Here is a 26,239-nt window from a genome sequence, read left to right as displayed (position 1 = left end):
TTGAAAATTATCGGCATGCACATATACGGCTATGGTCAATTGGACAATGTCAAAATAAATAATATAAGTGATTTTCAATTATTTTTCGGAGAGAATGAAGCCGGTAAATCGACGATTATGGCATTTATTCATGGTATCCTATTTGGATTTCCGACTAAACAACAATCTGAATTACGGTACGAACCGAAACACAACACAAAATACGGTGGGAAATTAATCGTTTTACATGAGGAGCGTGGGCTTACAGTAATTGAACGTGTGAAAGGAAAATCAACAGGGGATGTAACTGTTTCTTTAGAAGATGGTACATTGGGCGGCGAGGACCTGTTAAAACAATTATTAGCGGACTTTGATAAAAGTTTATTTCAATCTGTTTTTTCCTTTAACTTACAGGGGTTGCAAAATATTCATCAAATGAAGGGAGATGAAATTGGTAAATTTTTGTTTTCCGCGGGGACATTAGGGACTGAACGATTATCGAAAACGGAAGCCGTGCTGCAAAAAGAATTAGAGGCCCGCTTTAAGCCAGGTGGTAAGAAGCCATTGATAAATGATAAATTACTGGCACTTCAAGAATTAAATGGCGATTTAAAAAAAGCTTCCGAAAAAAATCAAGAATATGAGGCACTAATAGAAAAAAAGGAATCACTTCAACAAGAAATAGTGGAAATTCACGGATTAATAGAAGGGATTAATGGTAAGATTGACAAACTGAAAGAGTGGAAGAAAATACAATCATTTGTCAAAGAGGAAATATGGACAAAAAAAGAAATCGATCGTTTAGGGGAAATTTATTTTCCTGCAAGAGGGATTGAGAGAGCAGAAAAGCTTAATCAATTAATTCATCCTTATAATGCACAAGTTTCCAGCATTGCAGACAGAATAAAGAGTTTGAATAAAGAATTAGACTCCATAGAGCCGGAACTTGGCTTTCTTAATCATGAGTCAGCAATATTAACTATTCTTGACCAATTGCCGATTTATGAAAAATTAAAGCAAGAGAAGCTGCAATGTGAAATGAAGCTAAAAGAGTTGGAAGAAAAGCTTACATCCATTAAAGAAAAACTTCATTTACCTTTTTTAGATGAAGAAGAAATATTTTCAATTAATACAAATATCTATATGAAAAACCAAGTGGAGATGGTATCAAAAAAAGGTCAAAAGCTGCTAGAAGTAAAGCAGGAGCTGGAAGATCGGTATCAGGAAGAAAAAAACGCACTGGAAAAAATCGAAAAAGAGATACGGGTAGCAGAGAGCCAAATTTTTTCTAAGCATGAAAGGGAAAGGCTTGAAACGCAAATAAATGGCGGACATGGCAAAAAGAGTTTAGAAATGGAATTGGATGCATTAAAAGATAAAATTGAGTTTTACAGGCATGCAACTGAACAGAATAAAAATACTTTGGCAAGTTTTAATAATCAGAAAAAAATTCAGTTTTTTGCCTTTTCCATCGTTTTAATTGGACTTGCCTTATATGGGGTGTGGACTAAACAATGGGTTTTGTTATTTTTAGGTGTGATCGGTTGTATTTTAATTGGCACTTTTATGACCAAAAACTTGCGGCAACCAAAAGAACATGAGGTCAGCCAACTCCTTAATGGTTTAAGAGAAAAGGAAAAACAAATAATCCAAAAGCTTGAATCAGCAGAATATAGAAATATCTCAGTTTTAGAGGAACAATTAAAACTAGATAATCGCCGGAGAGAACATCTGCAATTGTTAAAAGTAATGGTAGAGCAGCAGCATAATCAATATGATAAAGTAATATCAAAATTTGAAGAATGGGAAGCACAGTCTGCCGAAAATAAAGAGAAACTTTTAACAATAAGCCGTGAATTAAACATACCCGAATATATTGCTAAATCTTTCTTACTAGAAGCATTTCAGCTAATTGAACAATGTAAAACTGTAAGTAGGGAAAAAAAGCAAATGTTTGCAAGACTTGACCAAATTACTTACGAACAATCGAAAATAGTAAATGGACTAGAGTTTTTTGCAAATCAATTTTTGTCAGGGGAAACTTTGGATTTTCAAAAAGCTGCCTATTTATTGAGGACCAAGCTTAAAGAAGAGAATGAAAAGCAAATTAAATATCAGGAAAAACGAACGAAGCTTACTGATCTGGAAGCTGACATGCAACAAATAATCAAGGAACGGCAGCATCTGGAGGAGGAATTAAAAAAGCTTTTAAATGAAGCAAATGTGGAAAATATTCAACAATACTATGAACTTGGTATTAAAGCTGAAAAACAAGGGAAGTTGTTTGAAAGACTTGAAGATATAAAAAAACAGCTGCAGTATTCTATGCTAAATGAAGCTGAAAGGGAAAGCTTTCTTCCGGTTCTTAATTGTGATGAAATCATTAATAAATATAATGATGAAGCCCTAAATTTACAAACTTATTTAAAAAAGCTTCAAGAGGAACAGGCATCAATAAAATACGAAATACAGATTCTCGAAGAGGGGGGAGTATACTCAAATTTACTCCATCAATTTAAGCAAAAAAAGTTTGAATTAGAGGAATCTGCAAAAGAATGGTCTGTCTATTGTTTAGCACATGATTTACTCTCGAAAACTGTAGAAAAATATAAAAAAGTTCATCTGCCCAGGATGCTTGCAAAAGCTGAGGAGTACTTATTTTTCCTTACAGATGGAAGTTATCATAAGATTCATTTACAGGAATCAGGGACAGGATTTTTAATTGAAAGAATCGATCATACCCTATTTGAAGCAAATGAATTAAGTCAAGCGACAACAGAGCAGGTTTACGTTTCCATTCGGTTAGCATTAGCAACAACGCTTTATGAAAAGTATCGTTTCCCGATCATTATCGATGACAGCTTCGTTAATTTTGATGCAAGGCGAACACAAAAAATCATGGAGCTATTAAAACAACTAGATCAAAATCAAATTCTATTTTTCACTTGTCATAGACATTTGCTGCAATATTTTCATAAGGAAAACATTATTTCCCTAAATAAAGGTGCTGTTCAAATTATTTCCTAGAGTAATAGGTCGATATGTTATACTAGAATTAATGGAAGGAGCGTTGAAAAGGTATGGGTAAAGGGATTCTTCATTTTGATGTTGGGGAACAGGTTGAGTTATTTTTGCTTATTAAAAGCGCCACGAAAGGCACCGCCAGTAATGGTAAGCCATTTTTGACGTTAATCCTGCAAGATCAAAGCGGTGAGATTGAAGCAAAGCTTTGGGATGCTAATGAAGACGATGAAAAGAGCTATGCAGCACAAAATATAGTAAAAATACTTGGGGATATACAAAATTATCGCGGAAAAAGTCAGCTGAAAATTCGCCAGATACGGCGAACAGGTCCAAGTGATAGTGTTAAATTGGATGATTTCTTGGAGACAGCACCCTTAAGCCAGGATGAAATGGCAAGCAGACTTACGCAGTATATTTTTGAAATGAAAAATCCAAACATCCAAAGGATTACACGCCATCTAATCAAAAAACATCAGAAAGCCTTTCTGGAGTTTCCGGCAGCAACGAAAAATCACCATGAGTTCGTATCCGGACTTGCCTACCACGTTGTTAGCATGCTTGATCTGGCGAAGGGAATTGCATCGCTATATCCCAGCCTTGATAAGGACTTGCTTTATGCTGGAGTGATCTTGCATGATATGGGAAAAGTATTGGAATTATCGGGGCCGGTTTCGACAGTTTATACTATTGAAGGGAATCTGCTGGGGCATATCACCATTATGGTCAATGAAATTGGCAAGACAGCTGAAGAGCTGGGGATTTCCGGTGAAGAGGTTCTCATCCTGCAACACCTCGTGCTTAGCCATCATGGAAAAGCCGAATGGGGAAGTCCAAAACCGCCACTGATTAAGGAAGCAGAAATTCTTCATTATATTGATAATTTAGATGCAAAAATGAATATGCTTGACCGTGCTTTAGAAAGAGTGAAACCAGGTGAATTTTCAGAGAGGATTTTCGCATTGGATAACCGTTCATTTTATAAGCCGGTCTTCCATAAATAAAAGATAGCCCCAGGGTTATCTTTTTTCATTTAAAAATAGAATATTTTTTCAAAAACTGAATATGTATTTATAAAAAGTGGACAACCACTATCGAAAGGAGCAATAAATATGGTTATTCCTATTTGGGTATATGCAGTCGTGGTTGGGATTGTTATTAGTGCACTAATGGCAATAAAAACAGGAAGAGAAGAACGGCAATTAGAAATGGAGCATATTGAACAGGAAGGTGAAATTTATATAAAACGTCTTGAACGGGAAAAAGAAAGGCGGGAGGAAGAGAAGGCTACTGGCGTTTAAAGTAAAAAGGAGGAACTCCTCATAGAGTTCCTCCTTTTTGTTAGCTATAATAATTTAGGTTCTAAAGAAATTATTGTCCTGTTGCTGAAGAAGTAGTTTGCGGTTTAAGAGCGTCTGTTAAATCTTTGTCGTCAATTTTTACATTGGCTGCTTTCATTTCCCGGTCCATAGCTTTATTAATAATATCACTTGTTAATTTTGAAGATTTTACATCATATTCAATTTCGCTTTTCATTTTATCATATGGTTGCTTTGCTTTTTCCTTTGTCACTTGGATAATATGATAACCAAATTGTGACTTAATTGGATCGCTAATCTGATTAACTTTTAGGGCGTATGCTCCCTTTACAAAATCAGCATCATATTGACCTTCATTTTTTGAATTAATCCAGCCAATGTTGCCTCCTTGTGCAGCTGATCCGGTATCTTTGGAATATTTTTTTGCTACATCTTCAAATTTTGCACCGGAATCGAGTTGTTTCTTTACATCCAGTGCTGTTTTTTCATCTGCAAGAAGGATATGGCGTACATAAATTTCCGGCTTTAAGTTGGCGTAGTAATCCTTTAATTCTTTATCCGTTACTTTAACATCTTTCATGGCTGCTTTCTCTTGAAGCATGCCAAGCTTCATTGTCTTTTTAAGGTCAGCTTCACTTTTATAACCATATTGAGCAAGTGCGGCTTGAAAATTTGTTCCAAGTTGTTCTTTTAATTGAGCAACCTTGTCGTTTAATTCCTTATCAGTAACGGTATATTTTTTGGAAAGAACTTTTTCAAAAACAAGCTGTTGTAAAGCTTGATTACCAATCTTGTCCTTCATCGCACTGTAAAGCTCATCCTGGGTAACATTCCCAACCTTACTTTCTGCAACATTATTCGAACCGTTTTGACTACATGCACTTAAAGCAATAACCCCGCCAGCTAATGTTAGGGCTAATATCCATTTTTTCATGCTGAACCTCTCCTAAACAGTAATTTCTCGTGGACATCTTGTCCACAACCTTTACTATATCATAAATGGTAACCACTGCAAAAATTTTAACTGGGACTTATAAGCAAAAAAGATTTGGACTTTTCAGCCAAAAACTAAGGTATGTGCCTAGACGAAAAGAGTACAGCTTGAATAGTATATGGTAATTAATGATAAAGGAGGTATTACGATAGGACATGGAACTGGCATTGCTCTAATTGTAGTACTTTTCATATTATTGATTATTGTTGGGGCAGCTTGGCTGTAAATTAACTTACCGAACATGAGGCAAGCTCAAGCTTTAACATATCCGAAGGGAGGGAAATGTATGTCAGGTGCTGTTGGATTCGGTGGTGGAGGATTCGCGTTAGTCGTTGTCCTTTTCATCCTGTTAATTATCATTGGTGCTTCTTGGATCTATTAATAAGCAATCAAAAAGCGATGAGATTTTCCTCATCGCTTCTATTTTTTTCCGGGGTTTGTTTTTAGTGATGGCTATTTTCACATAGATTGTAGTTTTTCGTATAAATTTATCAACCCGTATAATTAGAAGCTTCGTGGCATCTTTTCGTAAGACATTTGCGAAAATTGCCTAGAAACTTAGTAAATGAACTTTATTAAGCTTCAAAAGCAACAAAGTTTACGAAAAGAGCCTTAGTGATTGTTAGACCATTTTCCTTGCAGATTTATTGCTTGAATTATGTATATAAAATTTCCACGTAGGACGAAATAAGTAAAATAGTGATGAGGACATTAATGGTACGGAAAACTTTATGTTGACGTTCTTCAGGTATCTCTTTTTGAATGCAAAGGGAATTGGTCATTTTATTTACATAAAACAAGATAAAAACTGCAAAAACAATAAAAATGGAGATCATCAACGATTCCCTCCCTTTTGTTCATAGTATGTTAATTACAATATCAAAAATTTTTATAAAAAGATAGTCAAAAAGAATGGAAGAATAACAGAAAGTTAAAGTCCGGAATGAAAGTCTTTAAAATTTTAAAAACATCTAGTAAAGTGAATAAAAAAGGTTTACCCTCAACACAAAAAGGTAAATAATGAACATAAGGAAATGTATGGGTAGAAATGAGGTCCATTTTATGAATGAACATGAATTGTTAAAACGAATAAATCTACTTGAATACCATCAAAAGCTGCTTTTTAAAATCTTAAACAATCAAAAGCTCGATTTTTATAAGCTTATTATTGAAAATGGAATTTCAGAAGAGGAAGTACGGAAGTTTTTTGATTTATGTGACAAATTGAGCAAAAAAATGGAAGAACAAAAAGCGGAAGGATATGTTTACTTTCATCCGCTTTTTAATGAGTTATCCACTTCACTTCCATCAAATTTAAATGTTTTTGAGGTAATTCATGCATGTTTAACACAGCAATTGTTTGAAACGCTTATGCTGGAGTTTCGAAAATACCTTTGATTTCAGGCTAGTTCTTGTTCTGTTTTTACAGACTTCCGAAGCTTTCCGTTCTCTTCAATAAATTCACTTTCGATATTATGGAAAGAACGCTCGAATATCTCCATAAAATCATCACCATAAATGTTACGAACAATTGCCATCATTTCAATAATATCAGGAAACTTTCCGTATAATTCACGTAATGGCAATGCGCCCGAAAATACAGCATTTCCGTTTGGCTCATAGGTTTCCATTAACTGGAGTAATATATCTTCTCCCTGAGCAGTCAGTTGAATATACGTATTACGTTTGTCGTTTTCTTTCTTTGAAAATTGGAGCAATCCTCTTTCTTCTAACTTTTTCGAAAAATTGAACGCTGTTGAAACATGCATTACACCAAACTTTGCCACATCTGAAATGGAAGCACCGTTTAAATGATAGGCAATCCAAAGAATATGATGTTCATTAATATTTAAATCAAAAGGCTTTATCCACTGCTGCCAATCTTTTTCAATCGATTTCCACAAAGCTTTACTTAGTTGAGCAATTCGTTGAGTAAAAACCATTGCTTCCTTCATCGAATACTGTTTCTCTGACATCCCCATATTCACCTACTTTTCTATTTCTCTATATTAACATTATGCCAATAAAATAAAAATTAATAAAGATATAAATTTACAAAATTTTTAGAAATTATAATAATTTTTTATTGACTGAATTTCATTAGCATTTTTATCCTATATAATTCAAAAATTTTGAAAATTCAATACATACTATTCCTTTTTTATAAGTCTGAAATCCCAATTGGGGAATTAGGGCTCATAAAAATGGCGGATAAGTAGGAACTAGAAGTGAATAATTGTAAATATATATACAAAGAAAAGAACCCACGGGGGTTCTTTTCTGTTAAGAGGATCCCGTTCATTATTTTTGAATGACGGAAGCTGAAGACAATTTTGTTCTTTTTACCACCGATAGTGCAACTGGATACAAAACAATCATCGCAACGGTATTAACTGCAGCTGCCGGCAAAACAACTGCTGCGAAAAGCCCTGTGAAAGGACCCGGTAAGCCTACGATAAAATAAGCAGATGTTAAAAATACCGTTCCTGATAGGATGGTTCCTACTGCAGTCAAGACAGCAACGCTAATAATAGAATTCCGAAGTTTTCCTAAGGTTAAAAATAAAAGGAAGAATAATAATGCCGTTACAGGTTTATCAATGATATTCGGAATTTGACCTCCTGGAAATCCAGTTGTTAAAGCAGAAATAATTCCAGTTACAATTGCTACTAACAAAACATTCTTCACTTCAGGAAAAAGAATAATTCCTAAAAACATCATTGTTAACATCATGTCCGGCTTCATTCCAAGAAAAACAGGTGGAACTACTGCGTGCAGGACTGCCCCGATTCCCACTAAAAGTGATAAGGCAACTAGATTCTTTGTATTCATTTCTCATCTCTCCTCTGCTGGACTCAGCTAATTGTTTCTCCTGCAGTGCGCTAAATGCCTGCAGCGAAAAACTTGAAATTATTATACCATATTATTATGAAAATGAGGAAGGAATAATTTTCTGAAAATTATTCCTTCCTCATTTTTTCGAAAAGAAATATAAAATTTTAATCTTTGAGAATTGTCCGGCTCCAGCGCCTGAGCAAGGCGCTGGAGCTTTTCTTATTGTTTAAAGGTGTTTATTGATGTTACTTGCCATGTCTTGTAACAATTGAGGCGTATAATCGCTTTGGTTGTTTTTCCAAACTGCTCCAAAGCCATCCCCTTTACCATAACGCGGAATTAAATGCATATGGTAGTGAAAAACGGATTGACCGGCATGTTCTCCGTTATTATTAATGGAATTTAATCCAATTGGTTCAAATTCACTTTTTAAAGCATTCGCAATAGAAGGAACGACTTCAAATATATTTCTTGCTATTTCCGGAGTAAGCTCAAACAAGTTTTCTTTATGTACCTTTGGGATAACCAGCGTGTGACCTTTTGTCACTTGGCTAATATCTAAAAAAGCCAGTACATGTTCGTTTTCAAATACTTTAGCAGCAGGTATTTCTCCATTGACAATTTTGCAAAAAATACAATCGCTCATCTAAATTCACTGCCCTTCAATAGAATTGTTCGTCCGTATTTTATCATATTTATCTGTAATAAAGAAGAAAAAGGCAGGATCCGCATGGAATCCTGCCCTCTCGAAGGGGAGCTGCTTCAATTAGACGTTCATTTTAGGAGTGTTCTTTGATAAACACCTCATTTTTCATAGAGTGTTTTTATAAAGAGACATCATTGTTCAAGCTGACCATCCCCTATGTTGTTTTTATATGTTTTCCCAACTTATAAAAACGGATGACGATCTGCGGTAAACACCTCATTTGCCGTTTATTTTTTTACGCTAATAGGAAATTTAACTTTCCTATAAAGCATAAGTTTAACTTCGCTTCTGTCTTCGCCCAAAAGGGCTCGTCAATCAGCGAGTTTGCAATATAAACAGTTGGTGTTACTTGAACTCAAAATGGTTACATGGCACTTTGTGCAAAACAACCATCCCCTTATTTGAAACGATTGAAAGCTTCACTTTTTTGAAAGGAAATTGTCTTTAACAGACACCTCATTTCAAGATTTAGATGAATTTCTTCATCGAAGTAGTTGTTTTCCCCTTCGAATATTATGATGTCCGGTTCTAAAAGAAATATACATGTAAACTTCAATTCCTATTTTTATCGGGGACAATTTGTTAAAATGAGAAATAACCATAAAACGGAAGGGCGTTCGAAAATGTCGTTATTAACAATTGAAAATCTTGTTGGTGGTTATACGAGAAACCCTGTTTTAAAAGATGTATCTTTTGAAGTGAAGGAAAAAGAACTTGTTGGTTTAATTGGCTTAAATGGGGCAGGGAAGAGTACAACCATAAAACATATTATCGGATTGATGGAGCCGCATCGCGGTTCAATAAAAATTAAGGGAAAAGCATTCAATGAAGATAAAGAAGCGTACCGTAGGTTATTTACGTTTGTTCCGGAAACACCAGTATTATATGAAGAATTAACATTAGATGAGCATTTAAAATTAACTGCCATGGCTTACGGTCTTGATGAATCAACTTATAAGAAAAGAATTTCTCCATTGCTGACTGAATTTCGCATGGAAAAACGGCTTAATTGGTTTCCTTCTCATTTTTCAAAAGGGATGAAACAAAAAGTCATGATTATGTGTGCTTTTTTAGTTCAACCGGTTCTCTATATTGTCGATGAGCCATTTGTTGGTTTAGATCCACTGGGCATTCAATCACTGCTGGATTTGATGAAAAAAATGAAAGAAAACGGAGCAGGTATTTTAATGTCCACACATATATTGTCTACTGCAGAAAAATATTGTGATCGGTTTATCATCCTTCATGAAGGGAAAATAAGGGCGAAAGGTACTCTTGCTCAACTTAGAGAGCAATTTTCGCTGCCAACTGCATCACTAGATGATTTGTATATTCAATTGACGAAGGAAGAGAATTATGTTTGAGGAAAAAACACTTTGGAAAAAGCGGGCTAGTCAACGTGTAAAGGATTTAGGGAGCTATCTTCGCTATATTTTTAATAGTCATCTTGTCATCGTCTTGGTATTTCTAATTGGTGCGGGTGCGTTTTATTATCAAAATTGGATCAAGACACTTTCAAGCGGATTTCCCGCCGAAATCATAATGGCAATATTAATTGGCATTTTATTAACGTACAGTCCTGTTTACAATTTTTTAATGGAAGCAGATCAGATATTTTTGCTTCCACTTGAAAACAAATTAAAAGGCTATTTCCTGCGTTCAGGCGCAGTGAGTCTTGTCTTTCAGGGGTATGTTCTATTACTGCTATTTGCAGTTCTAATGCCGATGTATGCGCATAAAAGCTCTGAAGGGTTTCATTCGTTTCTTCCCTTTTTTGTTGTGCTATTGGTTATTAAAGCATGGAATTTGGCCATTAGTTGGAGAATTCATTTTTATATTCAATCATCCGTTATTTTTTCGGACATGTTCGTCAGATATTTCATCAATGTAGCATTTACTTTTTTATTATTTAAACATGCCGGCCTTGTTATTTTATTGCTAATCGTTTTGGTTATGGCATTTTACTATCGGGCCTTTTATGTCCGGACAAAAAAAATAGGGCTAAAATGGGATCTATTAATTGACCATGAAGAGAAAAGGATGGCTTCTTTTTATCGACTCGCCAATTTATTTACTGATGTTCCTAAATTAAAAGAAACAGTTAAAAGGAGAAAATGGTTAGATCTTTACATAAGTAAAATTGCTTTTTCGTCCGAAAAGACTTATCTATTTTTGTTTTCTAGAGCTTTCTTGCGTTCCTCTGATTATTTGGGACTTTTTATTCGGTTAACGGTTATCGGTACGATTGCTTTGTATTTCCTTTCATTTGGGGGAGGACAAGTCTTACTCGCTATTCTTTTTCTATATTTAACCGGTTTTCAGCTCTTACCGTTATGGAATCATCATCGAAACAAACTGTGGGTTGACTTATATCCTGTTGCACCAAAATATAAAACCGCAGCCTTCCACTATTTATTAATGGTTATTTTACTTATCCAAACTTTCATCTTTACATTGTTTATTATCATTAAAGGTGAAATCACAGCTGCATTCCTGGTATTATTTTCAGGAATAGGTTTTAGCTATCTATTTGTGTATTTTTATAGTAAAAATCGATTAGAAGCAAAGGAGGAAAGAGACTGACCCATGCTATGGAGTTTGTCTCTTTTTTTGAGAACAATAAATGCTAAGACTCGTAAAACACGATAAATGATTGAAAAGGGTTGGAGACGATGAATGATTATGAATTAAAGGTTTATGATGAAGTGGACGAATGGAAGCGAAAAATAACCAAACGTTCAGGATTAATGAAACGATTATCGAAAAAAGCACAAGGGAAACTAAATAGCTTTATACCTGAAAAGGTTCATCTCGTTATGACAGATAGTATCAAGGCAATGGTTAAAACGACTTTATTTGGCTCACAAATTACCACAAATAAAAATCAAGCCAGAGGATATTCTCTCATAGAACGGGATGAATTAGCGAGAAAGAAAATAGCCATTTATCAGAAGGCGGCAATGGTGGAAGGAGCTGGAACAGGGGCAGGAGGGATCCTTTTGGGTCTTGCTGACTTCCCCTTATTGCTCACCATCAAACTGAAATTCCTTTTTGATATTGCTTCTATTTATGGTTTTAATACAAGTGAATATGAGGAAAGGGTATTTATTCTTTATGTTTTTCTGCTTGCGTTTTCTAGTGACGAAACAAGAAAGAATACATTAATCAAAATAGAAAACTGGGAGGATAAAAAACAAGCGCTTGTTGAAATGGATTGGCGTCAGTTCCAACAAGAATACCGGGATTATATCGATTTTTCCAAAATTCTCCAGCTTGTCCCCGGGATTGGTGCATTTGTCGGTGCATATGCCAATAACAATCTTCTTAAGCATTTAGGTGAAACTTCCATGAATGCTTATCGATTAAGAATATTAAAAAAAGCCCCTGAACTTTAAGTTCAGGGGAGATCCATTATTCGGTTTTATGGACTGTAACAGCTGCAGTGCCAAGCGTTTTTGCAGCAATTAACATCGCTTTTTCATTAATATCAAATTTGGGGTGGTGGTGTGGGAAGGCATTATTAACACCAAGTGGTCTTGCACCGGTATAGAAAAATGTACCCGGTACTTTTTGTAAATAATAAGCAAAATCTTCTCCACCCATTTGAGGCTCGGTTTCTTCAATATGTTGTACTTCCGGGACAACACTAGCGCACTCTTTTAGAAACTCTGTTTCTTTTTCATGATTAACTACAGCAGGATAACCTCTTTCAAACGAATATTGGTACGTGCTGCTAGCCATATGACATGTTCCTTGGATAATTCTATTTATTTCCTCTTCAATGAAGTCTCGGACCTCTTCATTAAAGGTTCTGACTGTTCCAACCAATTTAGCCTTATCGGCAATGACATTAAAGGCGTTTTGTGCCGTAAATGAAGCAACTGTGACAACTGCTGAATCTACAGGATTTACCTTTCTACTAACAATTTGCTGTAAATTTAAAACAAGCTGTGATGCAGTAACAATTGCATCCTTTGTTTTATGAGGCTGTGCTCCGTGCCCTCCTTGCCCTTGAATTTCAATTTCAAACCGGTCTGCTGCGGCCATAATAGGGCCTGTTCGATATTGGATCGTTCCAACCGGCTCGCTTGCCCATAAATGGGTACCGAAGATGACATCCACACCATTTAAACAGCCATCTTCAATCATTGATGCTGCACCACCAGGTGCATATTCTTCCGCATGCTGATGGATAAAAACATAATCCCCTTCCAAATCCCCTTTTATCTCATTTAAAGCTTTTGCCAGAATAAGGAGGGTTGCTGTATGCCCATCATGCCCACATGCATGCATCACACCGGGAACTAATGATTTATAGGGAACTTCCTTTTCATCCTGGATGGGCAAAGCATCAAAATCAGCTCTTATAGCGACCGTTTTACCCGGTTTTTCCCCATATATTTTTGCGACTATCCCATTTCCGCCTACATCTCCCTTTACCTCGATGTTAAGCTCTTCATAAAATGATTGGATAAATTTGGCGGTTTGATATTCTTTAAACGATAATTCCGGATGCTGGTGTAAGTAACGGCGGATAGAAACCATTTCTTCATAATATCCATCTAATTTAGTAAATAATTTGTTTAGCATAAAGATCACCTGATTTCATTAGATTTAAAAGTACTATTATTTTCTAATTATTTTAACACTTTTAAATTAATATGTAGGTTTTAATTTTGATATTCTTTGTCATCTATTGACTAATAGCCTTTCTAAAAAAGAGGCTGACATTTTAGTTCAGCCTAAATTCTTATTTTTATATTAAAAACATTGCTGCTATTGTGGTTACAAAGCGAATATAGTTATTCGCCCATTTGGATGTAATACAGGATATGTAAATGAAATCAAACGGTGAGAGGGAAGGAGAGGGCAAATTAAAATAAAATGGAATGGAGCAATGTCTCCATTCCAAGGGTCTTTAATCAATAATTGTATATTGGCTGACGTAAGTTTCGCTTGTGAAAATCTTTGGCTGATGATCAACACCTATTCCCTTTTTGTTAAGGGCATTTGAAAAAGAATTAAGGTTTTTCGAATTATGAAAGTCCATTTCGGTTTCCCAAATTGTTAGGGTGACATATGTATTTGAAAATAATGGGCGAAGGGCTCTTATAGCAATAAATCCCGGTTCATTCGAAAATATTTTTGCGCGTTTCTTAAATTCCTGCTCAAATAATGGTCTTCCTTCATCGGTGACGGGAAAGTTATTCATGACAACAAACCCACTCCTCTTAATGTCACCTGCTGAATCAAACACTTCATATTTCCGCGGTTCTTTAAAAACGGTTGCCCCATTTGTTTCGTGCAGCAACAGTGCACCTGAGTCATTAGCCATTGTTACCATGGTTTCCGAAGGATACTTATTTTCAATACTTTTTAAATAGTCCAATGTTCCGGCTGTAATAAAGATGTTCAAGTATAATCACTCCTGGAGAATTATAATAAAAATCATAAATCATCTACAGTCTATGCTTAATCTTATTTGTAATGCTCCTACCTTGTTCCTATTAATAAATTCTATAAACTTAAAAACAACTTTTTTTTGACACTTATTTTCCTTATCTATACACAAATCGGATTAATAGATATAGTGAAGACAGTTCTATCGTTACAGCCTTCAATAGAGAAGTTTTATTTTCCTACTATATATATTAAAATGAAAAACAGACATGTCCTTGAAAGGTGGATTTATTTAATGACAAGACCGATAAATGAAACTTTTTTAAAAGCAGCAAGAGGGGAGAATACTGACTATGTTCCGGTATGGTACATGCGGCAGGCAGGACGATCACAGCCGGAATATAGAGAGATTAAAGAAAAGTACTCTTTATTTGAAATTACCCATCAGCCTGAGCTTTGTGCATATGTAACCCGACTTCCTGTTGAGAATTATAATGTCGACGCGGCGATTTTATATAAAGATATTATGACACCACTTCCGGCTATTGGTATGGATGTGGAAATAAAAGGTGGAATTGGTCCGGTTATTTCTAATCCAATTCGTTCTCTGGCAGACGTTGAAAAGCTTGGAGAAATTACCCCTGAAGAAGATGTCCCATATGTATTGGATACAATCAAATTATTGACCCGGGAACAATTAAATGTACCATTAATCGGTTTTTCCGGTGCGCCTTTTACACTGGCAAGTTATATGATCGAAGGCGGACCATCAAAAAACTACAACCAAACAAAAGCTTTTATGTATTCTGAGCCAAAAGCCTGGTTTGCGTTAATGGATAAGCTTGCCGATATGATTATTGTTTATGTTAAATCGCAAATTCATGCCGGCGCAAAGGCTATACAGATATTCGATTCTTGGGTAGGGGCTTTAAATGTTGAGGATTACCGTTACTTTATTAAGCCTGTTATGACAAGGATTTTTACTTCATTAAAAGAAGAGAATGTTCCATTAATTATGTTTGGTGTTGGTGCCAGCCATTTAGCTCTTGAATGGAATGACCTTCCACTTGATGTAGTGGGATTAGATTGGCGCTTGCCGATTCATCGGGCAAGAGAAATGGGTATTCACAAAACAGTTCAAGGAAACCTTGACCCGGCTATTCTATTATCCCCTTGGGAAGTAATCGAGGAAAAAGCTAAAGGAATTTTAGATCAAGGAATGACACAGGACGGTTACATCTTTAATTTGGGGCATGGTGTTTTCCCTTCAGTCAATCCGGAAACATTGAAAAAATTAACTGCCTTTATACATGAATATTCAGCTTCAAAACTAAGCCGTTAATCACTCATTTTCTTGTCGAAACGTGATAAAATTGGTAACAAGTTCAATTTTATGGAACAATAACTGGAAGATTGAAAATGAGGTGCAGACAATGACAAAAAAGAAAATGGGTTTGCTCGTAATGGCATACGGAACCCCTTATAAAATAGAGGATCTTGATCGATATTACACACATATTCGCCATGGAAGAAAGCCGACAGCGGAAATGATTGAAGACCTTCGGAATCGCTATGAAGCAATTGGCGGGATTTCGCCCCTCGCTAAAATTACTCTTGAACAGGCTGAAAAGTTAGAAGAACACTTAAACCGAGTTCAGGATAAAATTGAATTTAAAATGTATCTTGGATTAAAACATATCGAACCATTTATTGAGGACGCAGTCAAAAAAATGCATGAGGACGGAATTGAAGAGGCTGTAAGCATTGTTCTGGCTCCTCATTTTTCAACCTTCAGTGTTAAGTCCTATAATGGACGGGTAAAGGAAGAGGCTGAAAAGTTAGGTGGATTAAAAATTAATTCCATTGAAAGCTGGTATCAAGAGCCGAAATTTATTGCCTATTGGGCAAATAAAGTTAAGCAGGTTTATGAGGAAATGCCTCAAGAGGAGAAAAAGCATTCAATGCTGATCGTTTCTGCCCATAGTTTACCTGAGAAAATTTTACAATTTGGGGATCCATATCCCGACCAACTAAAGGAAACGGCTGATTTAATTGCCGACCAAGCTGGCATAAAAAATTACGAAATCGGCTGGCAAAGTGCAGGAAATACGCCTGAGCCATGGCTGGGCCCGGATGTACAGGATTTAACAAGAAAATTATTTCAAGAGCAGCAATATAAGGCATTTGTATATGCACCCGTTGGATTTGTTTGTGACCATCTTGAGGTGCTGTTTGATAATGATATCGAATGTAAAGCTGTAACAGACGAAGTAGGTGCAAGTTATTATCGTCCTGAAATGCCAAATGCAAAAGAAGAATTTATCGATTGCTTGTCCACGGTAATCCTTAAGACGTTAATAGAATGAACTGAGTAAGGAATTTACAAGGAAGAAGGTGACTTCGGTGGCGGAAGAAAAGCAGAAAGTGGCCATAATTGGAGGCGGGATTGCTGGGCTAACAGCGGCATTCTACCTTCAAAAAATAGTGTATGAAAATAAACTTCCGATTGAGATTAAACTCATTGAAGCATCCCACCGTCTCGGAGGTAAAATGCAAACTGTTGTTAGGGACGGTTTTACAATTGAAAGAGGTCCGGATTCTTTTTTAGCTCGAAAAACAAGTATTGTTAGGCTTGCGATGGCAGTTGGTATGGAGCAGGAGCTAGTCCATAATTCAACCGGGAAATCATATGTTCTTGTTAATGAGCAGCTGTATTCCATGCCCGGAGGCTCTATAATGGGAATCCCGACCGAAATAGGTCCTTTTATTACCACAGGTTTGTTTTCCCTTCCAGGTAAAATACGAGCTGCCGCCGATTTCATTTTACCTAGGTCAGAAAGTGGCAAAGACCAGTCATTAGGAGAATTTTTTCGAAGAAGATTAGGTGACGAAGTCGTCGAAAACTTAATTGAACCATTATTATCGGGAATCTATGCAGGAGATATTGATCAATTAAGCTTGATGTCTACCTTTCCGCAATTTTATCAGGTGGAACAGAAATATCGAAGCCTGATCATAGGAATGAAAAAATCAACCCCCTCCCAGCCGAAAAAGCCTGAAAATGGGGAAAAAGGAAAAGGTGCATTTTTAACGTTTAAAAGTGGCCTGCAATCATTTGCTGAAGCAATTGAAGCTCAATTGGAACCTAACTCAATTCTTCTGGGGCATCGAGTTGAAAAAATATCAAAAATAGATCATAAGTATGAAATTAACCTTAACAATGGTGAAGCCCTAACGGTAGATTGTATTGTAGCAGCAACTCCACATAAGGTAACGCAATCAATGTTTTCGTATTACAGTTTTTTTGATCCATTTAAATCTGTTCCTTCAACGTCTGTTGCGACAGTTGCACTGGCATTCCCTGAACAAGCTATAAAAAAAGATATCGATGGAACTGGATTTGTAGTATCCAGAAACAGTGACTATTCGATTACTGCCTGCACCTGGACACATAAAAAATGGGCCCACTCTACCCCAAAAGGAAAAGTATTACTTCGTTGTTATGTAGGCAGAGCGGGTGATGAGGCCATTGTAGATCTTTCTGATGACCAAATTATTAAAATTGTGCTCGATGACTTGAAAAAAACAATGGATATTTCAATGGAGCCTGATTTTGCGATCGTTTCCCGTTGGAAAAATTCAATGCCGCAATACACAGTAGGGCATAAACAACGCCTGGAAACAATTAAAAAACATGTAGAAGCTGAGTTGCCCGGAGTATTTTTAGCAGGTGCTTCTTATGAAGGAATCGGCGTTCCGGATTGCATTGACCAAGGAGAAGCAGCAGTAAAGAGCATATTAGAATATCTAAATTTAAACATCTCAATAAAAGAAGCCGTACAGCTGTAACGGCTTCTTTGTTGTGAATTAACATATTTTGTATATATTAAGCATATAGGTTTTTTGAATTTATGGAGGTGTTGGGTCGTGTTACTTACGGTTATTGGCTTTTGGGGCGGTTATCCGAAACAAAATGCAGCGAGTTCCGGATATTTACTTGAGCAGGATGGATTTAAATTATTAATTGATTGTGGCAGCGGTGTGCTGGCAAAGCTGCAAAATATCATTCAGCCGGAAGAGCTGGATGCTGTTTTGATTTCTCATTATCATCCTGATCATATAGCAGATATTGGTGTCTTGCAGCATGCTAGATTAATTCAGGGTTTCTTAGGAAAAGAAATTCCAACATTGCCTCTGTACGGACATCATTTTGATCAAAATGAATTTTCTAAGCTTACATATAAAAATATTACAAAAGGGATCGCTTATGATCCGAATGAGGTTCTTACCATTGGGCCTTTTCAAGTTTCTTTCCTAAAAACAGATCATCCTGTTCCAGGCTATGCGATGAGAATAGGGACGGGGGGAAAAGCAGTTGTTTATACTGCTGATAGTTCTTTTAAGGAAGAATTTATTGATTTTAGTAAAGAAGCAGATATTTTATTATGTGAATGTAATCTCTATAGTCATCAGAATGGAAAATCAGCAGGGCATATGACAAGCACCGATGCAGGGCAGTTAGCAAATAAGGCAGCGGTTAAACAATTAATTCTTACCCATCTGCCCCATTATGGAAATTTAAGTGATTTGGTTAACGAGGCAGCCAATGAATATGCAGGTATAATTAAACTTGCAGATGATTTTCTGTCTATATCATTATAAAAAGGGGAGACAATTATGTTACCGGAAATAGAGGATGACTCATAACGGTTGCCGCTTCATAATCTTAGTAATTAGCAATGAATACGAGCCACTAAGCTGTAAATCGTTGTTCAGGGGTCTGACCTGTACTTTTGAGTTCTTCCCCTTTTTCTGAAATTTTAGAGTATTATACTTGAATACTTAAATTTCCGGACATATAATATATTTAGAATATTGTTATGAATGAATATTCATTCATTAGAGGGAGGGGAATCAGATGAATCTTTCATCACAGCTTCATGAAACAGCAAAGGTTTGGGCAAATAAACCTGCCTATCATTTTATGGGTCGATCAACTACTTATGCTGAATTAGATGGGGCCATTACGAAATTTGCATCAGGTCTTGAAAAATTAGGCGTTAAGCAAGGTGATCATATTGCTCTTTTATTGGGGAATACTCCTCATTTTGTCATCAGCTTATTTGGAGCATTACGGTTAGGAGTCACTGTTATTCCAATTAATCCAATTTACACGGCAGATGAAATTGGCTACATATTGAATAATGGGGATGTTAAAGTCGTGGTAGCTCTCGATATTGCCGTTCCTTTAGTAGAAAAAATGCATTCTTTTCTGCCAAAAGTAGAGCATTTTGTGATTTGTGAAACGGGACAATTTGAAATGGAAAGATTATCTGTGAACCAAAAAATGAAATCGTTTTCAAATGTAATTACTTTAGGAGATTTAAGTTTCAAAGGCCCAGAGCTTCAAGATGATGATGTGGCACTTATTCTATATACCTCAGGCACTACAGGGATGCCAAAAGGTGCAATGCTGACTCATAGGAATTTATATAGTAATGCTAAAGATGTTGGTGATTATTTAAAAATCAATGATCAAGACAGAGTGATTACTGCTCTGCCAATGTTCCATGTTTTTTGTTTGACAGTGGCCTTAAATGCACCGTTGATGAACGGAGCAACATTATTGATTGTTCCTAAATTTAGTCCGAAGGAAATTTTCGGTCTCGGAAAAGAGTATAAGCCAACTGTATTTGCCGGCGTTCCAACTATGTATAATTTTCTTTTTCAATATCCGGAAGGAAAGCCGCAGGATCTTCAAACATTGCGTTTGTGTATTTCAGGCGGGGCATCAATGCCTGTTGCCCTATTAAAGAATTTTGAAAAGAAATTTAAAGTTGTGGTTTCAGAAGGGTACGGATTATCTGAGGCATCACCTGTTACATGTTTTAATCCGCTCGATCGCCCACGCAAGCCAGGTTCGATTGGGACTTCAATCCTCCATGTCGAAAATAAAATTGTTAACGAGCTTGGTGAAGAGGTGCCCGTTGGCGAAGTTGGCGAATTAATCGTTCGTGGTCCAAATATAATGAAGGGATATTATAAAATGCCTGAAGAAACCACGGCAGCAATCCGTGATGAATGGCTTTATACCGGTGATTTAGCGAAAATGGACGAAGAAGGATATATTTATATTGTCGATCGGAAGAAAGAGCTAATATTGGTGGGCGGTTATAATGTGTATCCTCGTGAAGTGGAAGAGGTTCTTTACAACCATCCTGATGTAGTTGAAGTGGCAGTTCTTGGAATACCTGATCCAAACCAAGGTGAAGCAGTAAAAAGTTATGTGGTAAGTAAAAATCCTGAGCTAACAGCGGAACACTTACTTGATTATTGTAAAGAGCATCTGGCAAAATACAAAATCCCTTCATCCATTGAATTTATAAAGGAGCTTCCTAAGAATACCACTGGAAAAATATTGAGAAGAGCATTAAAAGAGCTTGTTACAGAACCAGTTAATAAGTAAAATTCTTTTGTGAACTATTTTATTTTTTTAAAGGAAAGTAGCATGGCAGCTCTTTGCCATGTTTTTTTATTTTGCCTTTTTAGAAAATTCGCTAAAATTTATTTTTTATAAGTTGGTAAAAATTCGGCTTTTTTCTTGTAGTTAGTTCTAAAAGCTTGGATATTAACTAAACTAAGTAAGGAGAGGGCTGTACATAAAGGAGGACAATTTTATGGCTAGGAAGATGGGGGTCTATGCGGTTTTAGCCTATGTAATATACGGTTTGTTTTTTTATTGGTATTTATTTTACTTTGCCGATACAAAACTACCTTTTGAATATCAAGGAACAAAGGCCGATCCTTCCACATTTTTAAACGGAAGGGAACTCATGCTGAGTGAGGAATATTCGAAAATAAGGAATCTCTTGTATTTCCTATCAACTCCGTTTGAGTGGCTTTTCTATTTCGTCATTTTATTGTTTGGCCTTTCAAAGGTGTTTAAACAATGGGCTGAAAACTCATCGAAATACAAGCTGTTACAAACTGGGATTTATATAATTTGGCTATCCTTTTTTGCTTTTTTGGCAACATTTCCATTAAGTTATATAAGCTATTCCTTGTCAAAAACGTATCATATTTCTACACAGTCCTTCCCTTCCTGGATGAAGGATGAGCTGATTGACTTTTGGATTAATTATGGAACAATGCTGATTATTGTCCCAATAATGTACTGGCTCATGAAAAAAAGTACAAAACGCTGGTGGCTGTATGCCTGGCTTTTATCAATTCCATTTACCTTGTTTATGATGTTTTTACAACCTGTTGTCATTGACCCGTTATACAATGATTTTTATCCTTTAAAGAACAAGGAACTGGAAACGAAAATATTGGCAATGGCAAGTAAAGCTCATATTCCGGCACAGCATGTATTTGAAGTAAATATGGCTGAAAAAACAAATGCCATGAATGCTTATGTGACCGGGATTGGTTCAAATGCAAGGATTGTTCTCTGGGATACTACGTTAAATAAACTATCAGATAACCAAATTTTATTTATCATGGCGCATGAAATGGGCCATTATGTTGAAAAGCATATTTATTTTGGAATTGCAGGTTATTTGTTGCTGTCACTGTTCGGTTTGTATATAGCCTATCGGTTAATGAATTGGGTAACAAGACGATTTGGAAAAGAATTAAAAATAACGGATGTAAGAGATATCCAATCCCTCCCTTTATTCTTACTAATTATTTCTATGCTAATGTTTGCATCGAGCCCGCTAACGAACCTAATTTCCCGGTATGAGGAAACACGAGCTGACAGATATGCTATTAATATGACAAAAAACCCGGAGGCGGCCATTACATCCTTTCAAAAATTAACCCGCTCCGGTTTAAGCCAAGTGAATCCGCCTTTATTGGTTAAAATTTTCCGCTATGACCATCCATCAATGCTTGATCGAATTTCAATGCTGGAAGAATATGAGATCAAACATCGAATAAAGTAACATAATATAATGTTTGAGGCTGAAGACGAGTTCCATGTCTTCAGCCTCTTTTTTAAATAAATAGGAAATAAAAAAGTTCAATAATATATGTGTTTTCATTAGACAGGCTATGTTTACTTTTCATTTAATATATTAAATGAAAATCTAAGGGAGTGTTTTTAATGAGTAATGTGTCTATTCCTAGGCCACCTGACGTAGTAACTATCTTATGGCAAAGAAACCCGCTTAATCCTGAGTCTCCGCGTACAATTATCCAATCTAATGTCATTGGCAGTTCACATCCATGTGAGAGATTATTAGAACCAGGTGACTTATTTGTTCGTGCTCGTGATTGTTTATTAGCTAATGGATTCAGAAGAGTGTTCCAAGAAAGATTTGGTGTCTTCGGGATTTCTGTATTTTTAAGGAATTCGTAATATACAGTAAGTTCAAAATAGTTTAAGGGTTATTTAAGTATAGGAATTAAAAAAGTGCAGATTTGTCTCATTTTATAGACAATCTGCACTTTTTTGTTTGGTAAGAGTTTCTAAAAAATAAATAATCTTAAAAAACAAAAGAACCGTCAAATTTGACGGTTCAATAAAAGATTTCTTTAAGTTCCAAAGCGTTTATTTATTTCCGTAAGCTTTCTTGATAACAATAAAAATGTTTTTTTGTCACGATGATCAATGGCAAAATCAATTTTTTGTAACAATTTTTCCTTTTCAACTGTTAGTTGAATTTCCGATAAGAGCATTTCGATGTATAAATCCTGGATGAAGTTTTCTTTCCTCTGATTACGTTTCATTGCACCAATTTTCATTAATTCCGTGTAGGATTTTTCATTCATGAAAATCACCTCTGATGCTTTTTCTTATTATATGGATTTTTTCGGATAATATCAATTAATTTTTACAATTTTCTGAAAAAAAATTTACCGTTTATTTGTGAATAAATTAGCAACAATTCCAAAAAAGTAAAGATAAGGAAATTTATAAATGATATGATTAACAAAAGTAAACGAATAGGAGTTGAAAAGGGTGAAGGAAAAACAGATTGAAGAGTATGAGGTAAATTCATGTACAATGTTTTTAGAACCAGTAGAATATGGAAGTAAAATTTATACACGAATTATTGAGGTAGATGATGAATTTTTAGCCCCATTTAAACCGCTCGATATCATTAAGAACAGCTGTAATTATTTTGGCTGCGATTACGAAAGCAGAAAAAGAGGAACACGAATGTTAACTGATATTAAACGTAAAATTCCGATTGTTATTGAACCGACAAATAGCCTCTACTTTTTTCCAACCACATCACCGAGCCGCCAAGAATGTATTTGGATTGCACATGATCATGTTGAGAATTATCGGCGCTCTGACCGTCATCAAACATTGATCAAATTTCAAAATAAAAAATCTTACTATTTTCCCGTTTCATACTGTACGATTGAGGGGCAAATGGGGAGAACCTCTTCTTTTAAAACCAAGCTAATGCAAAGAATTGAAAAAAATGAGAGGAAATTATTTTATTTACAGAATAGACCAAAGTTAATGAATGCATCAGAATATTCAAGAGTATATGGTAGAAAAAACTTTTTAAAAGAATAATAAAACATTTTCTTTAATTATTTTTACGGGACGGGTGTTTTTTTAGAAAATAAGATACCATTAATTCTTGAACCTTATTTCGAATCCGTGGATTAAAATAATTGTGGTTTTCTTCATAACCTTTATAGATAAACATATACATCGTAAAGGCATCGTCCCGTTTAATTTCAGTAACTTGAAGTTTATTCTTTTTCATATACTGTTTTACCTCAGCTAATTCCTTCTGTATATCCTTCATAGTCTCCTCAATCAATTCTGAATAAGGCTTTTTTAATTTAAAGGGACTGCTTTCGACTACAGATAAATCCCGGTTTAAAACGATTAAAACCATTGGCAAATAGATGGCCTTTTCCATAATATTTCGCTCTTCCTCTGGAATTCTTGTCATCCCCATCACTGTTTCCTTTCATATTATACACACGAACGTTTGTTCCTCTAATCATACAAAAAAATTGCCGAAAAGGCAATAACTCTTTAAAATTTAACCTACAGATAATAATCAAATAACAAAAAAACGCATGCTTATTATAGCTTGCGTTTTTTGTTTAATGTATATGAGAAAGTTTTTGATAGAAGGATATTTCGTTGGGGAAAATGAATTATAAAGGAAACAATGCAATGAAAAATTTAATCATATTAGATGTAAAAATAAAAAATTACCTGGTGGGGTGATACAAGAATGAGATCTGAAAAACATCATATAAAGAAAAAAAGAAGATGGGTATCAGTGTTACTTGTTTTCCTCGTACTTATTGGCGGTACTGCAGGTTATGCATATTATCAATATAAACAAGGAATTGCCCAATCATTAAAGAAGGTTAATAAAACAAATAAAGAAAATAAGGTAAATTACACATTTGAAGGTAAAAAGGATCAGTATGGTGACACGAATATCCTCTTGCTCGGAAGTGATGCCAGGGGAAATGAAAATTCAAGGGCAGATACGATTATGATTGCTCACTATAATGAAACAAGAGGAACATATAAATTAACCTCTATAATGAGGGATAGCTATGTCAATATACCGGGACATGGAAAGCATAAAATCAACTCTGCTTTTGCATATGGGGGACCTGAACTATTAAGACAAACGATTAAAGAAAACTTTGATATTGACCTTCAATATTATGTTATTGCGGACTTTCAGGGGTTTGTACAATTAATTGATGAAGCATTTCCAAATGGTGTAGAAATTAATGTAGAAAAAAAAATGTCTGAATATATTGGTGTTACATTGGAACCGGGGCTGCAAAGGTTAGACGGGGAGCATTTACTTGGTTATGTCCGTTTTCGCCATGATGCAATTGGCGATTTTGGCCGTGTAAAGCGGCAGCAGGAAGCATTAAAAGCGGTTGGGAACCAGCTTAAAAGCTTTGAAACAATCCCGAAACTTCCGAAATTAATTGGCGTTATTACACCGTTTATAAATACGAACATGGATACAACAGATATGTTATTTATGGCTAAGGATTTCTTCTCCAAAAATAAAGGAAATGTAGAGACATTAAGGATCCCAGTTGACAACAGTTTTACGGAACCACGAATTAAAGGGGAAGGAGCCGTATTGGAAATCAATCTTGAAAAGAATAAGGAAGCTCTTCAGCAATTTATTAGTAAATAATGTTTTCACCTATCGTAAGTATTTAATGAAGAATTAAGGATGTTTTTGTATTTGGGTAAAAGAATTGACGTTAGATTGAATAGAAGCATGGAAAATGACGATAATGAGAAAATAGATAGGAGATAAAGGCGGAAACATGGAGGAGATTCTATGAAGATTGAATGGAAAAGAGAAGGCATAGAATGGGTTAAGGCATTTGCAATTGGAATTATTATTTTTTCGTTTATTCGAACATTTTTCTTTTCTAATTATGTGGTTGAAGGCGAATCGATGATGCCGACTCTGCAAGACGGCAACAAGCTTGTTGTTAATAAGCTGGGCTATCAGGTCGGAGAATTAAAACGATTTGATGTCATTGTCTTTCACGCAAACGAAAAAGAGGATTTCGTCAAACGGATTATTGGACTGCCGGGGGATAAAATTGAATATCGGGATGATCATTTGTATATCAACGGACATAAATATGTGGAGCCTTTTTTAGATGTCTATAAGAAGAAAACACCTGGCGTCAAGTTAACTGGAGACTTTAATTTAAAGGAAATTACAGGCGAAAATAAGGTTCCAGAAGGAAAACTATTTGTACTGGGGGATAACCGATTAGGCAGCTGGGATAGCCGGCATTTTGGCTTTATCTCTACCAACCAAGTCGTAGGGAAAGTCGATTTACGATATTGGCCATTGAATGAAGTGAATGTCCATTTTTAAAAAAATTTACTAGTAAAGAGCACGCTTCAGGTGCTCTTTTTTTGCACCGTAGAAATTACCATTTTTGGAGTAAATCTGTTTTGCTTAATCCAAACGTTTGTGCCCTTTTTATGGTAGAATG

28 protein-coding genes are annotated in these 26,239 nt (G+C 35.6%); 19 read left to right on the top strand and 9 right to left on the bottom strand.

The genetic code is table 11. From position 1 onward, the window contains the following. The 3 genes from AC3ANV_RS22405 (at position 1) to AC3ANV_RS22395 (ending at position 4,301) form a co-directional block, all read left to right on the top strand. Positions 1–3,006, top strand: coding sequence for an ATP-binding protein (locus AC3ANV_RS22405; RefSeq protein ID WP_488310860.1), 3,006 nt, complete (start codon positions 1–3; stop codon positions 3,004–3,006). Between the two features lie 53 nt (positions 3,007–3,059). Next, the gene (gene yhaM, locus AC3ANV_RS22400; protein ID WP_488310859.1) at positions 3,060–4,004 is read left to right on the top strand and encodes a 3'-5' exoribonuclease YhaM; all 945 of its coding nucleotides are present in this window, start codon (positions 3,060–3,062) and stop codon (positions 4,002–4,004) included. A 108-nt stretch (positions 4,005–4,112) separates the two neighbouring features. Then, entirely contained in the window at positions 4,113–4,301 is a 189-nt protein-coding gene (locus tag AC3ANV_RS22395) for a sporulation YhaL family protein (RefSeq protein WP_488310858.1), read from the top strand. A gap of 70 nt (positions 4,302–4,371) precedes the next feature. Here AC3ANV_RS22395 and AC3ANV_RS22390 read toward each other — a convergent pair whose 3' ends face one another. Continuing rightward, on the bottom strand, positions 4,372–5,253 hold the full coding sequence (locus AC3ANV_RS22390; RefSeq protein ID WP_488310857.1) for a peptidylprolyl isomerase: 882 nt from the start codon (positions 5,251–5,253) through the stop codon (positions 4,372–4,374). 178 nt (positions 5,254–5,431) lie between these two features. Here AC3ANV_RS22390 and AC3ANV_RS22385 point away from each other — a divergent pair, with 178 nt between their 5' ends. Then, positions 5,432–5,539: a YjcZ family sporulation protein gene (locus AC3ANV_RS22385; RefSeq protein WP_488310856.1), complete on the top strand. Its 108-nt coding sequence runs from the start codon at positions 5,432–5,434 to the stop codon at positions 5,537–5,539. Between the two features lie 60 nt (positions 5,540–5,599). Continuing rightward, the gene (locus AC3ANV_RS22380) at positions 5,600–5,695 is read left to right on the top strand and encodes a YjcZ family sporulation protein (protein WP_307405508.1); all 96 of its coding nucleotides are present in this window, start codon (positions 5,600–5,602) and stop codon (positions 5,693–5,695) included. Between the two features lie 274 nt (positions 5,696–5,969). On the opposite strand, the gene AC3ANV_RS22375 is transcribed toward AC3ANV_RS22380, so the two are convergent. After that, complete coding sequence (locus AC3ANV_RS22375) at positions 5,970–6,149, bottom strand: hypothetical protein (protein ID WP_488310855.1); 180 nt, start codon at positions 6,147–6,149, stop codon at positions 5,970–5,972. A 226-nt stretch (positions 6,150–6,375) separates the two neighbouring features. On the opposite strand from AC3ANV_RS22375, the gene AC3ANV_RS22370 reads away from it, so the two are divergent. Next, positions 6,376–6,711 (top strand): DUF1878 family protein, encoded by a 336-nt coding sequence (locus AC3ANV_RS22370; RefSeq protein WP_488310854.1) that lies wholly within the window; start codon positions 6,376–6,378, stop codon positions 6,709–6,711. A 2-nt stretch (positions 6,712–6,713) separates the two neighbouring features. On the opposite strand, the gene AC3ANV_RS22365 is transcribed toward AC3ANV_RS22370, so the two are convergent. The 3 genes from AC3ANV_RS22365 to AC3ANV_RS22355 all read right to left on the bottom strand — a co-directional run bounded on the left by AC3ANV_RS22365 (position 6,714) and on the right by AC3ANV_RS22355 (position 8,794). Next, the gene (locus AC3ANV_RS22365) at positions 6,714–7,289 is read right to left on the bottom strand and encodes an HTH-type transcriptional regulator Hpr (protein ID WP_488310853.1); all 576 of its coding nucleotides are present in this window, start codon (positions 7,287–7,289) and stop codon (positions 6,714–6,716) included. A gap of 325 nt (positions 7,290–7,614) precedes the next feature. After that, entirely contained in the window at positions 7,615–8,145 is a 531-nt protein-coding gene (locus AC3ANV_RS22360) for a tryptophan transporter (RefSeq protein WP_488310852.1), read from the bottom strand. Between the two features lie 229 nt (positions 8,146–8,374). After that, a complete protein-coding gene (locus AC3ANV_RS22355; protein WP_488310851.1) occupies positions 8,375–8,794 on the bottom strand; it encodes an HIT family protein in 420 nt (139 codons plus the stop codon). A 683-nt stretch (positions 8,795–9,477) separates the two neighbouring features. Here AC3ANV_RS22355 and AC3ANV_RS22350 point away from each other — a divergent pair. From AC3ANV_RS22350 to AC3ANV_RS22340, 3 genes are all read left to right on the top strand, one after another. Next, entirely contained in the window at positions 9,478–10,218 is a 741-nt protein-coding gene (locus AC3ANV_RS22350; protein ID WP_488310850.1) for an ABC transporter ATP-binding protein, read from the top strand. Then, the gene (locus tag AC3ANV_RS22345; protein ID WP_488310849.1) at positions 10,211–11,437 is read left to right on the top strand and encodes an ABC transporter permease; all 1,227 of its coding nucleotides are present in this window, start codon (positions 10,211–10,213) and stop codon (positions 11,435–11,437) included. Before AC3ANV_RS22350 ends, AC3ANV_RS22345 begins: the two co-directional genes overlap by 8 nt. 89 nt (positions 11,438–11,526) lie before the next feature. Then, positions 11,527–12,249 (top strand): EcsC family protein, encoded by a 723-nt coding sequence (locus AC3ANV_RS22340; protein WP_488310848.1) that lies wholly within the window; start codon positions 11,527–11,529, stop codon positions 12,247–12,249. A 16-nt stretch (positions 12,250–12,265) separates the two neighbouring features. On the opposite strand, the gene AC3ANV_RS22335 is transcribed toward AC3ANV_RS22340, so the two are convergent. Together AC3ANV_RS22335 and AC3ANV_RS22330 are read right to left on the bottom strand one after the other, a co-directional pair. Continuing rightward, the gene (locus AC3ANV_RS22335; RefSeq protein WP_488310847.1) at positions 12,266–13,444 is read right to left on the bottom strand and encodes a M20 family metallopeptidase; all 1,179 of its coding nucleotides are present in this window, start codon (positions 13,442–13,444) and stop codon (positions 12,266–12,268) included. A 328-nt stretch (positions 13,445–13,772) separates the two neighbouring features. Beyond that, on the bottom strand, positions 13,773–14,270 hold the full coding sequence (locus AC3ANV_RS22330; RefSeq protein ID WP_488310846.1) for an antibiotic biosynthesis monooxygenase family protein: 498 nt from the start codon (positions 14,268–14,270) through the stop codon (positions 13,773–13,775). A gap of 279 nt (positions 14,271–14,549) precedes the next feature. Between AC3ANV_RS22330 and hemE the strand changes: the two genes are divergently transcribed. From hemE to AC3ANV_RS22295, 7 genes are all read left to right on the top strand, one after another. After that, complete coding sequence (gene hemE, locus AC3ANV_RS22325) at positions 14,550–15,596, top strand: uroporphyrinogen decarboxylase (protein ID WP_488310845.1); 1,047 nt, start codon at positions 14,550–14,552, stop codon at positions 15,594–15,596. 91 nt (positions 15,597–15,687) lie between these two features. Further along, positions 15,688–16,620, top strand: coding sequence for a ferrochelatase (gene hemH, locus AC3ANV_RS22320; protein ID WP_488310844.1), 933 nt, complete (start codon positions 15,688–15,690; stop codon positions 16,618–16,620). A gap of 37 nt (positions 16,621–16,657) precedes the next feature. Further along, positions 16,658–18,103 (top strand): protoporphyrinogen oxidase, encoded by a 1,446-nt coding sequence (gene hemY, locus AC3ANV_RS22315; protein WP_488310843.1) that lies wholly within the window; start codon positions 16,658–16,660, stop codon positions 18,101–18,103. Positions 18,104–18,181: 78 nt separating this feature from the next. Beyond that, positions 18,182–18,916 carry an MBL fold metallo-hydrolase gene (locus AC3ANV_RS22310; protein ID WP_488310842.1) on the top strand — a complete coding sequence of 245 codons (735 nt, stop codon included), beginning with the start codon at positions 18,182–18,184 and terminating at the stop codon, positions 18,914–18,916. Positions 18,917–19,172: 256 nt separating this feature from the next. Continuing rightward, positions 19,173–20,720 (top strand): fatty acid--CoA ligase family protein, encoded by a 1,548-nt coding sequence (locus tag AC3ANV_RS22305; RefSeq protein ID WP_488310841.1) that lies wholly within the window; start codon positions 19,173–19,175, stop codon positions 20,718–20,720. 211 nt (positions 20,721–20,931) lie between these two features. Further along, positions 20,932–22,203: a M48 family metallopeptidase gene (locus tag AC3ANV_RS22300; protein ID WP_488310840.1), complete on the top strand. Its 1,272-nt coding sequence runs from the start codon at positions 20,932–20,934 to the stop codon at positions 22,201–22,203. A 161-nt stretch (positions 22,204–22,364) separates the two neighbouring features. Beyond that, the gene (locus AC3ANV_RS22295) at positions 22,365–22,619 is read left to right on the top strand and encodes a hypothetical protein (RefSeq protein WP_488310839.1); all 255 of its coding nucleotides are present in this window, start codon (positions 22,365–22,367) and stop codon (positions 22,617–22,619) included. A 176-nt stretch (positions 22,620–22,795) separates the two neighbouring features. On the opposite strand, the gene AC3ANV_RS22290 is transcribed toward AC3ANV_RS22295, so the two are convergent. Continuing rightward, positions 22,796–23,032, bottom strand: coding sequence for an IDEAL domain-containing protein (locus AC3ANV_RS22290; protein WP_488310838.1), 237 nt, complete (start codon positions 23,030–23,032; stop codon positions 22,796–22,798). A gap of 190 nt (positions 23,033–23,222) precedes the next feature. Here AC3ANV_RS22290 and AC3ANV_RS22285 point away from each other — a divergent pair, with 190 nt between their 5' ends. Beyond that, positions 23,223–23,792, top strand: a complete 570-nt coding sequence (locus tag AC3ANV_RS22285) for a competence protein ComK (RefSeq protein ID WP_488310837.1) — start codon at positions 23,223–23,225, stop codon at positions 23,790–23,792. Between the two features lie 13 nt (positions 23,793–23,805). On the opposite strand, the gene AC3ANV_RS22280 is transcribed toward AC3ANV_RS22285, so the two are convergent. Beyond that, complete coding sequence (locus AC3ANV_RS22280) at positions 23,806–24,180, bottom strand: YhjD family protein (protein ID WP_488314304.1); 375 nt, start codon at positions 24,178–24,180, stop codon at positions 23,806–23,808. 291 nt (positions 24,181–24,471) lie between these two features. On the opposite strand from AC3ANV_RS22280, the gene AC3ANV_RS22275 reads away from it, so the two are divergent. Beyond that, entirely contained in the window at positions 24,472–25,413 is a 942-nt protein-coding gene (locus AC3ANV_RS22275) for an LCP family protein (RefSeq protein ID WP_488310836.1), read from the top strand. Positions 25,414–25,563: 150 nt separating this feature from the next. Then, a complete protein-coding gene (gene lepB / locus AC3ANV_RS22270; protein WP_488310835.1) occupies positions 25,564–26,118 on the top strand; it encodes a signal peptidase I in 555 nt (184 codons plus the stop codon). Positions 26,119–26,239 lie beyond the last annotated feature (121 nt).

It is taken from the genome of Neobacillus sp. DFD-2R (assembly GCF_057747865.1).
The sequence above is the reverse complement of the archived record's forward strand: the minus strand, read 5'-3'. Positions and strand labels throughout refer to the sequence as shown.